A 12,008-nucleotide genomic window follows, 5' to 3' on the forward strand; every position below is an offset into this window, starting at 1 on the left:
GTGCTGCCTGATAGGAGTACTTTTCCTGTACTCGTCAGTGTTAGATCACCACCGCTGGCAATTGTCCCATCATTTTTCACATCGCTAGCTGCAAGGCTGCTATCTATACCATCTACTGCGGCAATGGTCAAATCGCTCTGGGCTGTAATTCGACCACTTTGGTTACTTAATTTTTGTGCAGTAATATCAACTTTCCCATTGCTGCCGATGTTTCCATATTGATTTTGTATTCCTTGCCTGATCTCCACCTGCATTCTGCTAGCATCCAAATTGGCAATTCGTCCGCTTTGGTTATTTAAGCTTTGAGTATTGATATTCATACCCTTCTTGGCTTCTATGGTGCCTTGCTCATTATTCATGTTACCTTGGGCAGCAATATCTACTGCACCACTACCGTTAATCATTCCTTGGCTGTTTATAATATCTGCCTGAGTGATAATACTGACTTGTTTTTGGCCAATGATCTCACCATTTGTATTGTCAAGATTTTTGGCATCTACTTGTAGTTTCCCATTTGTCGCCAGTGTGCCTTTATCATTTTGTATATTACTGATCGTTTGCACTGACAGTGCGCCTGTTCCTGCGTGTTGTATCTTTCCTTGACTATTCATTAGGGAGTCGGCTTTTATTTGCAATACATCAGCATTGGTGGCTATTATACCGTTTCTATTATCTACATTTTCCAAAGCAGTAAGAATCGTTACGTCTTTCCCTACTTGAGACATGATACCATTGCGATTGCTAATCCCTTTCCCTATAAGACTTAAGTTGTCAGTATAAATAGTACCATTGTCATTATAAATAGTTTCCTTGGCAGTCACAGCTAAATTTTTGCCAATTTGTAATGTAGCGTTGGTATGATCGATGTCCCCTGTTGCAGCGGTCAGAGTCCCATTATCGCCTGCAATCGTTTTACTGCCTGCCAAAGTAAGGGCACTCCCCGTTATCGTAAGATCCTTTGCTGCTACATTCTGACCTTGGGTAGTTACGGTGCCATCAGCTTGAATTGTCAAGTCACCATCTTTACCCAGTTTTCCATCTTGTTGTATCCCTGCACCGATTGTGCCTTTCGAATTAATGCTCTGGGCAGTAATCAAATTAGCAGCGTTTTCTAGTATGCCTTGCGTCCAAATATCGGTTTTACCTTGTCCATACAAGATACTATAATTGCTGAGGCCATCTTGCGCGTGTATTTGGATGTCGCCGTTCGCTGAGGTAGTACCTGACAGAAGCATTTTTCCTGTACTGGTAAGTAGTAAATCTCCGCCACTAACAATAGATCCTGTATCCTGTACATCGTTACTATTTAAGTGACTATCAATTCCATTAGCTGCCGCAATTGTAAGATTATCTTGAGCAGCAATTTTTCCGGCTTGATTGCTTAAGGCTTGGGTAATCATATTGACCTTTTTTTGTCCTATGATCTGGCCGTTTGCATTATCAAGATTTTGTGCTGATAGCAGCAGTTGTCCGTTTGTTGCCATTTTACCAGTATCATTCTGTATATCTCCTGCCACTTCTAACGACAGTTCGCCTGTTCCTGCATGCTGAATCTGGCCTTGACTATTTTGCAGGGAATTAGATTGAATCTGCAGTGAATCACCGTTGGTGGCTATTGTACCAGCAGTGTTATCCACACCTTCTGCAGTTTGAATGGTTGTTGTCTCTTTCCCTAGCTGCGTTATCGCACCAGAACGATTACTAAGCGAATGGGCTATAAGACTTAGCTTGTTAGCTTCAACATGAGCAGTATCATTATGAATGGTTCCTTGAGCAGTGACACTTAAATCTCCATTTACTTGCAGTGATCCTTTGGTATGGTCCATATCACCCATGGCAGCCGTCAAATTAGCGTTACCATTGGCAAGTGTCTTACTGTTTGCAAGGTTAAGAGTACTGCCTGTGATATTTAAATCACCTCCGGCTAAATTGTGACCATTCATTGCGATGGTTCCTGAAGCATTGACTGTAAGGTTACCTGCAGTATCCACTGTACCATCATTTTTTATCCCAGCACCAACATTACCAATTGATTGTACATTTTGCGCCGTAATGTTGGTATTCTGTCTAGCGGTCAAAATACCGGAATTATATAAGGTACCAGACGTGGTAATATCGACATTCCCTTGCGCATATAAAGTCTTCTGATTCGTAACATCGTCAGCAGCCGCTACCTGTATCTTGCCTGTAGCTGAAGTATTGGCAAGCAGTACCTTGCCAGCGTTCGTGATGGTTACATCTCCAGCTTGGGCTGCTATGGTACCTGTGCTATTAACTCCTAATCCCTTTTCAGTGCCCACCATGTAGATTTTCTGGGCATACATTCCGCCTAATTGTCCTACATCTATGGCGACCTGGGGACTAGTAACTTCACTAGCAATGCTTTCAATGTCCATTGTTTTATAGTCTACTTTATTGCTCCCCGTAACCACGTTGAGATTCTGTGCCCATACTTGTGCATTTATGGCTGCGCTGCGACTGATCAAATCTACCTGGTCTACATTAGCAGCATTCATTCCTGTTCCTTGAATGGAAATCTGTCCGCCACTTACCCGAAAGGCATCAAGGCTTCCGCTCCCTCCAAAGACAGGAGTACCAGTAGTCAATACAGCGCGGCTTGTATTGATAAAACCAAAACCATCACCATAGATACCATTAGGATTGGCAATGATGATATCCGCTTTTTGTCCAGCTACTTCAGTATAGCCACGTAAATAACTAGGATCTTTGCTGGTGACTTCATTTAGAATGATTCGAGCCGATGGACCATTCCCAATAAAAGGATTACCCGTAATATACCCGGCTAACTGGGTTTGGGTAGTAATGCCTGAATTATTGAGTATTAAGCCTCGCGAATCAACATTAAATTGTTGATACTGATTGCGAGATATCCCTGCAGCAGAGGGCTGAGTTATCTGCACTATGGGTAATCCATTGGCAGTAGTCTCCACAAGGGGTCTATTTCCTCCTGCTGCTTTCGAATCAGCGACTACTTCTGCCGCTGCGGTGATTGGCTGAGTTGCCATTAGTAGGAGCATCGTCCAAGCTACTAGCTTCTTACGCCAAATAGATTGGTTCGTTAATGAAAAATAGGCTGATTTGGATGATATCATGGTAGAACCTCCTAAAGCATTATAAAAAATACTATGGATTTATTGTTCAGATCTATTATTACATCTGATAACTAAGCTGAAATCCTAGAGAATAAGGACTGGTTTTGTACCCTTCTGGTTTATAAAGAGGCCAACTAGTGAAAATATCGTAATACATGTCTCCTTCATTGCCCCGAATACCAAGTGCGGCACCAGCCAGTTTCTTTCCTAAAAGCCACTGAGTTCCAGGACCACTTACTTGTCCATAGTCAAGTCCTACATAGGCTTCTTTTCCTTGGGCTACAGGCATACTCCATTCATTGCGAATATAAAAGCCCTTTTCAGCAAGCAAGGTTTGTTCTCCATCAAAGCCCCGAACGGTATAGCGGTTACCAATACTGAAATAATCAGCCGTATAGAGCAAATCGTTGGTGTATTGTCCGCTAAAGGTAAAGGAATACTTCCCTTCTACGCCGCCAATTTTCAGAGGAGTGGAAACAGATGTATCTAAGGTCCAGAGTTTATAGCGGGTTGTAAGATCATTTGCTCCTCCTTTGTCAGGCTGCGCATTAAACCACGGTACACCCTGGCGATGATCCAGTTTTACATCCAGCACTGTTTTTCCAAAGTACTGCCGATGACTAATGCCAATTTCATTGGCAGTAACATTCTTGCGCTGGGATTCGATTTCCGTATCGGCAATAAAGCTTTTACTATGTTTTTTTAGGATGCCAAATTCCAAACTGGTCTTACTTTGCTGGTCACGATGAATGAGCCGCTGCACGCGAAATTGTGTATTGTCACTCTTTCCTGAGGAGAGAAAGGTCTGGTTAGCACCTTCTATCGTTTGGTGGTAGCGATAGGAGCTACCGGATAGGGTAAATGTCCAGTATCCATACGGTACTGAAAATTGATAGCTGTTTCCACGGGTACCATATTGATCCCCTTCTTGCTGGGCATCTTTATTGAAGGATACATAGAACAAATCGTTGATTCCAAATAGATTATCATAAGCGAGTGATGTGGACGCCTGAATTTTCCCCGTGGCTTTGGTACCAGAATCATCTAAGGAAATGGTCACGCGAAAAGGATTACTGGATTTTATGGTAATGGCAACATCACTTTCCCCAGGGTTTTCTCCTGGAGAAATTTGCATATCTGCATCTTGGGAGGGAACTCGTTTGATTTGTTCTAATCCTTGTTCTAGATCACGCAGATTAAGAATATTTCCTGGACGAGTGGGAAAGGCTGTATACCAGTTAGCACGAGTATCAGGATTCGTAAAGTGAATATTTCTGATAATGCCAGGAACCAGCATCAGTTTCAATGTACCGCTTGAGAGGTCTTGCTCAGGTATGCCAATGCGTGTTGTCGTATAGCCACGCACTATTAAGGCATTGGTTAGGCGCTTGACGATGAGATTGATTCCGTCTTTGCCAATTTTCTGCCCTTGATAGGGAAGCAGCATATCCTATAGCCAAGAAAATTTTTCAACCCGTTCCCCCTCTAATTTTAGGGTATGAATCAAAAAACTGAGTTCTTCCACTGGCAGTGTTGTCTCTTGTGTCGGCTTTACTTTGGGCTGCAGGAACGTATCTTTTGACTGTTCCCGATTCCGCCGTTCTTCTGCTTCTTGCTGCGTACGACGACGAAGTTCTTCTTGCTGCAAGCGACGGTTGCTTTCGTCTTGGTCGGCAGGGGTTACAGCCTGTACATTGCTTAATCCATAAAAAGATAGAATAACGGTCATAATGATGGCGTTTAGCAAGTTTCGCCTACTAACAGCTGCTACTCTCTTCATAAAGAGCTGTAAATTGTGCATGAATAATTCCTCCTGATGCCCTGGAATGGTTTACTTAGATTTAAAATGATTGCAACTCCCTGACAATGAATAATGTTCAAAACTGGATAATTGTCCTAGAAAGTAGGTCTTATTATAGATCAATTCCATTTTTTCCGCCTATATCAAAAGGTATATTTTCAAAGAATTTTCAAAGTTTTTTTAGGCAAGAATGTTGTATTTCAAGGGTTTTTGTAGAAGTTTGTCGCAAAATAAAAAATCCCATGACTTTTTACCTAGTCATGAGATTTTTTAGAATTTTAGATTATAACAATTGTAATCAAAATATTAGCCAGATCCAAAAATGCTATCAAATTTAGACATTCTCATTAAATCTGATAATCATATACTGGTTTATTGCATCTTACCGCTTTCCCTGCTTTTGTATCAATCAGTTCCCCTTTAGCCAAGGCTAATTTGCCATTGAGAAAGACATACTCAATTCCTTCAGGATGGGCATTAGGTTCACCAAAGACTGCTTTGTCGGCAATGTTCTTAATATCAAATACTACGATGTCTGCATCCATGCCTTTTCTTAAACGGCCTTTTGAAGTAAAGCCGAGAGTTTCTGCCGGCAGCAAGGTCGCCTTACGAACTGCTTCCATAATAGTTAATTCATACCGCTCTGTAACCATCTTTTTAATATAGCGAGGAAAGCTTCCGGCAATTTGTGGATGCCCCTCCCCAGGCAGATAGGTGCCTGTATCCGTAGAAGGCATGGCGAAGGGATGGTTTAGCGCCATATAGATTTCTTCTTCAATCCCGGTAAAAACCACGACTGCCGTATCGGGGTAATATGTCCGAAGCTCATGATAGATATCCATTGTTAAGCGCTGACCATTATATTTGCCTGTGATCACGAGGATATCATCAAGCTTCCAGCCATTGCTCTCCATATATTCTTCATTGAAAAGAACTGCACCGATATGAGTTGCCCATTGCGTATACATGCCGCTGTCAAACCGTATATCCAATCCTTCAAATCTTGCTCTGTTAATTACAGAAATGGCCTCTTCCATAACTCCCGTTCCATATTGATAAACAAAATGAGATACTTGAATACGAGCCCCCGTTTGGCGGGCGATGGCAATGACTTCCACTAAAGAATACATATCGATACCGGTAATCATTCGCGTATCTACGGCAACAATTCTACCGTATCTGGCAGCAATCTTGCTCAGATTCATAATTTCATCATTCGAGCTGCCAGGTGCATATGCCAGTCCCAACGATAGACCACATGCCCCTTCCTCAAAAGCCTTCTCTACCAAATGCTCCATTTGTCTTAACTGTTCAGGGGTGGCAGGTTTCAGCGGATCTGTGACTCCAACCTCTTTTCGCAGACTAATAGAATGACCAATTAATTCTGCTTGATTAACAATAAAGCCTTGCTTTTCTTGGGCGGAGAAAAAAGAGTTTATATCCAGTGGACTCAAGCCGCAATTTCCGCCAACAGTAGTGGTGATTCCCTGTCGTAAAGAAAGCTCTCCGCAATAATCATCCCAATCGACATGTCCATGTATATCAATAAAGCCAGGACATACTATTTTCCCCTCTACATCAAACACTTGATGCCCTTGGATCTCATCTTTTGTAACCAGTTCTATCTTTCCATCAGCGATTCCGATATTCCCCCGAAAGCGCGTTAGGTTTTCTGGATCAATTAAAATTCCATTCTTAATTACTATATCAAAAATTGTACTTCAACCGCCTCTCATGTGGATCTGTTTCAACGTATAACAAGTAAGTTCTATTCTTAGAATATCTTGATTATATAGAAATAGCAATAAGGTTACAAACTAAATTTGCAACCTTATTGCACAGTGAAGAAAAAACAATTCAATCGTCCTATTTTTTTCTTAATGATATGGCTTAAATCGTTTTAAACGAAGTGCATTCATGACTACAGATACAGAACTAAATGCCATAGCTGCGCCGGCTACTACAGGTGATAAATATCCTGCTACCGCTACTGGAATTCCTAAAGAATTATAGATGAGCGCCCAGAAGAGGTTCTGTTTAATATTTGCCATTGTCGCCTTACTCAACTTAATAGCAGCAACAATTCCGTTCAAATCTCCCCGCATCAGTGTAATATCCGCCGCCTCAATTGCTACATCAGTACCCGTACCAATGGCAAATCCAACATCAGCAATCGCCAAAGCCGGAGCATCATTAATGCCGTCACCTACCATAGCTACAATCTTTCCTTCTTTTTTTAGGGATTCTACTTTTTGTGCTTTATGCTCTGGCAGAACTTCAAACATCACGTGTTCAATGCCGACTTGCCCAGCAATGGTGCGCGCCGTACGTTCATTATCACCAGTGATCATCCACACTTCTAGCCCTAATTCTTTAAGCTCAGACACTGCCTTTGCAGAATGTTCCTTTACAGTATCCGCTACAGCTAACAGTCCCAGCATTTCTTTGTCTGAAGACATCAGCATAACTGTTTTTCCCTGTTCTTCCAGCCCCTCAATCTGGGGAATAAGAGCATCGATATCCATACCATTTTCCCGCATTAATTTTCTCGTACCCACCAAGATTCTTTTTCCTTCAATCACTGCCTCTACCCCATATCCAGGAATGGCAGTAAAAGAATCCGGATCAGCAGCAGCACTTCCTTGGCCCTGACCAAATTTGACAATCGCCTGAGCTAATGGATGTTCTGATTTTTTTTCTGCTCGCACCGCTAAGGTTAACAGTTCTTTTTCTGCTAGATCTGATAAGGGAATAATATCTGTTACATCGGGTTCGCCTTTTGTAATCGTACCAGTTTTATCTAGCACAATGGACGTCAGCTTATGGGCATTTTCCAAATGCTCAGCGCCTTTAATTAAAATACCATTTTCAGCGCCTTTGCCCGTTCCTACCATGATCGAAGTAGGAGTTGCCAAACCTAGTGCACATGGGCAAGCAATAACCAGCACAGCAGTACAATTAATCAAGGCACGAGAAAAATTACCTGGGTCCATGATAAAATACCATCCTAAAAAGGTCAGTATGGCAATACCGATAATGGTAGGTACAAAAAAGCCTGAAACCACATCAGCAAAACGTTGAATCGGCGCTTTTGAACCTTGTGCCTCTTCCACTATACGTACGATTTGGGCAAGGGCTGTATCCTTTCCAACCTTAGTGGCTCTAAAGCTAAAGGTACCAAATTTATTAATCGTTGCACCAACGACTGCATCATCCACTTTTTTATCAACAGGAAGGCTTTCACCAGTCAGCATGGATTCATCAACTGCAGAGTTTCCCTCCGTAATAATGCCATCGACAGGAATCTTTTCACCAGGCCGCACAACGATAAGGTCATCTACTACTACGGCTTCTATCATAACATCCAATTCTTCACCATTTCGGATGACACGAGCCGTCTTTGCCTGCAGGCCCATGAGTGCTTTTATGGCTTCCGAAGTATGCCCCTTGGCTCGTGCCTCCAGCAGCTTTCCTAAGATAATGAGGGTAATTAAAATCGCAGAGGTTTCAAAATACAATTCGGATATACCACGGACAATATTAGCGATGCTATAAAAATATGCAGCGGATGTACCAAGAGCTACTAATACATCCATATTCGAACTGCCATTGCGCAAAGCAGAATAAGCACCACGATAGAACTGGAGTCCAGCCACAAACTGTACGGGTGTAGCTAAAACCAATTGCAGGTATGGATTATGCAAGAAATCGGTAAGACCTCCCATAATACCTAACACGTGTAAAGTCATGCCTAATAATAAAGGAAATGAAAGTACCGCCGATAGTATCAGCCGTTTTTTTTGATGATTAAATTCAGTTTCTTTTGCTGTATTTTCCTGATTTCGATTATGATCCGCCAAATCATGAGCTCTAAACCCTAATGCAACTACCTTAGCTTTCATCTGCTCGATGGTTATTTCTCTAGGATCATACTCTACCGTTGCTTTTTCGGCAGCAAGATTAACAACAGCACCGTAAATGCCTGGTAATTTATTTAATCCTTTTTCAATGCGATTGGCACAAGTAGCACAACTCATACCGGTAATTTTAAAATTGGCTTTATCTTTAATCACTTGATATCCAAGCTTTTCGATCTTTTCTCCAATCTCTTTTGCACTTACTTGTGCCGGGTCATAAGACACGGTAGCTTTTTCCGCAGCAAAATTCACCACCGCTTTATTTACACCAGCCAGCTTTGTTAAGCCTTTCTCGATCCGGCTTGCACATGCAGCACAAGTCATACCGCCAATCTTAAAGGTACCTGATCGTACATCAGTACTTGGCTGATTTTCTTTCAAAACCGTCATGATTGATTCCACATCCTTTAAAGCAGCTCGATTTTCTCTCAAGCACACCCATCATATACTATACCCCTCTAGGGTATATATTCATTATAAATCTATATTTTATTCTGGTCAATATTATTAGCCAATTTCGTTTTTTTCATGTGCTAATCCTTTTACATATCATAAATAAACATCCTATGATGCCTATTTATGATATGCGCAGAAAAGATTTATATCTGCTTACTCTCCTCGTTTAGCCCTAGCGGCAGCAGTATTTCGAATACACTTCCTTCTCCTAATTTACTGCTTACCGCTACCTTGCCACCATGAATCTCAACCAGCTGCTTAACAACGGCCAGTCCTAAACCTGACCCACCGCTTTTTCGATCCCGGGATTTGTCCCCTCGATAAAAATGGTCAAAGAGATATGGTATATCTTCCTGATCAATTCCCGGCCCCTTGTCTGCTATCGATATTTTAATCCATGATCGCCCCGCTTCCTCACTCTTCTCGGTAATGATTTTTATAGAGCCTTTCACTGGAGAATAGCGAATGGCATTAACAAAAATGTTATAAAAAACTTGGCTGATCCGATCTGCATCTGCTTCGATTTCAGGAAGTTCTTCTGCCAGTAAGCAGCAGACAGAGATATCCTTTTCATCCGATAAAGGTTTTAGCATATACACGGAGCGGCTAATAATTTGATTGACATCAATCTTACTTCTTTCCATGGCTAATTGGCGAACTTCCGCCAGAGACAAATCCCGTAAATCCCTGATCAAGCGATTTAAACGAATTGCTTCTTCGTGCAAAGAAGCAAGCTGTTCCTTGCTGGGATCGATGACTCCATCTACCATTCCTTCCAAGTGCCCCTGAATAATGGCTAGCGGAGTTCGCAGCTCATGGGCAATATTAGCCAAGAACTGCCTCCGAAGATTCGTATTGATTGTCAAGGTTTCAGCCATACGGTTAAAAATAGCAGCTAAATGTCCAACTTCATCTTTGGTTTCAATCGGTACTTTCTGATTAAAATTTCCTTGTTCAATTTGTTCGGCAGCACTGCTCAAATTGCGTAGAGGTACCGTAATACTGCGAGCCAAGGCATAGCTCGCCGCCAACCCCGCTGCTAAAACGGCCATTCCAACCCAAATAAGAGACTGGTGAACAGAAGCCAAAAATGTCTCTTCTAAAGACCCCATCACCATGATCATTGGATTTGCAGTATGTCTCATCATACCGTGCTGGCCGGTCTCCATTTGTTGAACCATGAGATATTCTGTAAATTGTTCAGTCATTTGCACGTTCATTAGATAAATCAGTAAAAATACAGTTAACGCAACTGCCAGAAACATAAGTCCTGTAATGCGGTAGGTAATGCTATTCATTGGCTTCACTGGCAAATTTATAGCCAATCCCGTATATCGTCTGTATATACTGAGGTTCCTTCGGATTGATTTCAACTTTCCGCCGCAAATTCTTAATATGGGCATCAATCGTGCGCTCATACCCCTCAAAACTATGCCCCTGGGTTTGTTCAACAATTTGCAATCGACTATAAACCCTGCCAGCATTCGCAGCTAACAATTCTAAGATTTTAAACTCCGTTGGCGTCAGCTCCAAGGCTAAACCAGCCTTTGTAACCTGATGACGTTCTAAATCAATGATCAGCTTTCCCGCTATAATGAGTCCACTGCGTACAACTTCCTTATTCGTACGGCGTAAAATGGCTTTTGCGCGCGCTACCACTTCTTTGGGACTGAATGGCTTCGTCACATAATCATCAGCACCAATTTCAAGTCCTGCTAAACGATCGCGTTCTTCATCACGAGCCGTAAGCATGAGAATTGGAATATCATTGTCTTTACGGATTCTCCGGCAAACATCCAAGCCATCAAGACCGGGCAGCATTAAATCTAATATCATAATATCTGGTTTTTCTTCTCGTACGATCTGCAAGGCATCTAGACCATTGGCTGCAGAGTAAACCAGGCATCCCTCTTTTTCAAAGTAGGTTTGCAGCAGTTTAACCAGCTTTACGTCATCATCGACAATTAATACTGCATATTGAATCATTTTGTCTCTCCTTTCATACACGTTGGCACCTTGTCTATTTATAAGGTTTTTTTGCTAATAATGGACACAACCCTTCCGCTAGAAGGACTGTGTCCATTATTCATTCCTATCAGAGCTCCATCGCATGAGCCATTGCCATAAAGGAGGTTGCCCATGCTCCCCACTTGAGAAAAGTTAATATACTTCTTTGCCAAGGCGTATATTCAGATGATCCATTTTCTATATCTTCTGGAGATCGTTTCTCTTGCATATATCTTCCCTCCGCTCCTATATTGGGTATTTATATTAATTATATCATATTCTTGTGAATAACTTATGAAGATCCCTTGGAAACATTCCTTTTCGGCTTTTCTTTATTTAGTAAATTGCTTTAAAAGCTGCATTAATTCTTCAATACTTTGTTCTGCGCGATTTTCTTTGATTGCCGTAACCATACAGCTTTTTGCATGACTTTCCATAATAATAAGTGATACCTTATTTAAAGCAGCCCGAGCCGCCAAAATTTGCTGAACCACATCAACACAGTATCGTCCATCATCCAGCATTTTATCGATACCATTGATCTGACCTGCAATTTTTTTCAGCCGCAATTTCAATTCACTTTTTTCTTTATCCGTTAACACAAACTCACTCCTCCTACTACTATACCCCCCTACCGCATTTAATTATAAAACGGTATGCTTAACCTCGTCAATATTATAGACTCATTACAGTAACAACTATTTTACTAGTGTA

9 protein-coding genes are annotated in these 12,008 nt (G+C 41.7%); all 9 read right to left on the reverse strand.

Going from position 1 to position 12,008, the window contains the following annotated elements:
* On the reverse strand, positions 1-3,113 hold a 3,113-nt coding region (locus tag BMZ99_RS20985), incomplete at its 3' end, for a two-partner secretion domain-containing protein (RefSeq protein WP_139214811.1).
* Positions 3,114-3,171: 58 nt separating this feature from the next.
* Positions 3,172-4,560: a ShlB/FhaC/HecB family hemolysin secretion/activation protein gene (locus BMZ99_RS20990; RefSeq protein WP_245755092.1), complete on the reverse strand. Its 1,389-nt coding sequence runs from the start codon at positions 4,558-4,560 to the stop codon at positions 3,172-3,174.
* Positions 4,561-4,563: 3 nt separating this feature from the next.
* Positions 4,564-4,914: a hypothetical protein gene (locus tag BMZ99_RS27190; RefSeq protein ID WP_245755093.1), complete on the reverse strand. Its 351-nt coding sequence runs from the start codon at positions 4,912-4,914 to the stop codon at positions 4,564-4,566.
* Between the two features lie 347 nt (positions 4,915-5,261).
* A complete protein-coding gene (locus tag BMZ99_RS20995; RefSeq protein WP_245755094.1) occupies positions 5,262-6,500 on the reverse strand; it encodes an N-acyl-D-amino-acid deacylase family protein in 1,239 nt (412 codons plus the stop codon).
* Between the two features lie 291 nt (positions 6,501-6,791).
* Positions 6,792-9,263 carry a heavy metal translocating P-type ATPase gene (locus BMZ99_RS21000; protein ID WP_456107089.1) on the reverse strand — a complete coding sequence of 824 codons (2,472 nt, stop codon included), beginning with the start codon at positions 9,261-9,263 and terminating at the stop codon, positions 6,792-6,794.
* A gap of 167 nt (positions 9,264-9,430) precedes the next feature.
* Positions 9,431-10,585, reverse strand: coding sequence for a sensor histidine kinase (locus BMZ99_RS21005; protein WP_090942422.1), 1,155 nt, complete (start codon positions 10,583-10,585; stop codon positions 9,431-9,433).
* Positions 10,578-11,273 (reverse strand): response regulator transcription factor, encoded by a 696-nt coding sequence (locus tag BMZ99_RS21010; protein ID WP_090942425.1) that lies wholly within the window; start codon positions 11,271-11,273, stop codon positions 10,578-10,580. The genes BMZ99_RS21005 and BMZ99_RS21010 overlap by 8 nt, the downstream gene beginning before the upstream one ends.
* A gap of 109 nt (positions 11,274-11,382) precedes the next feature.
* The gene (locus BMZ99_RS26525; protein ID WP_175490642.1) at positions 11,383-11,523 is read right to left on the reverse strand and encodes a hypothetical protein; all 141 of its coding nucleotides are present in this window, start codon (positions 11,521-11,523) and stop codon (positions 11,383-11,385) included.
* Between the two features lie 103 nt (positions 11,524-11,626).
* Entirely contained in the window at positions 11,627-11,896 is a 270-nt protein-coding gene (locus BMZ99_RS21015) for a metal-sensitive transcriptional regulator (RefSeq protein WP_090942426.1), read from the reverse strand.
* Positions 11,897-12,008 lie beyond the last annotated feature (112 nt).

Origin of the sequence: Pelosinus propionicus DSM 13327 (assembly GCF_900114615.1) — a bacterium.
GTDB lineage: Bacteria > Bacillota > Negativicutes > DSM-13327 > DSM-13327 > Pelosinus > Pelosinus propionicus.

Excerpts from the sequence above, each read along its gene's own strand:
- BMZ99_RS27190 (WP_245755093.1), bottom strand. The coding sequence starts at position 4,914 with ATGCACAATTTACAGCTCTTTATGAAGAGAGTAGCAGCTGTTAGTAGG.
- BMZ99_RS26525 (WP_175490642.1), bottom strand. The coding sequence starts at position 11,523 with ATGCAAGAGAAACGATCTCCAGAAGATATAGAAAATGGATCATCTGAA.
- BMZ99_RS21010 (WP_090942425.1), bottom strand. The coding sequence starts at position 11,273 with ATGATTCAATATGCAGTATTAATTGTCGATGATGACGTAAAGCTGGTT.
- BMZ99_RS21005 (WP_090942422.1), bottom strand. The coding sequence starts at position 10,585 with ATGAATAGCATTACCTACCGCATTACAGGACTTATGTTTCTGGCAGTT.
- BMZ99_RS20990 (WP_245755092.1), bottom strand. The coding sequence starts at position 4,560 with ATGCTGCTTCCCTATCAAGGGCAGAAAATTGGCAAAGACGGAATCAAT.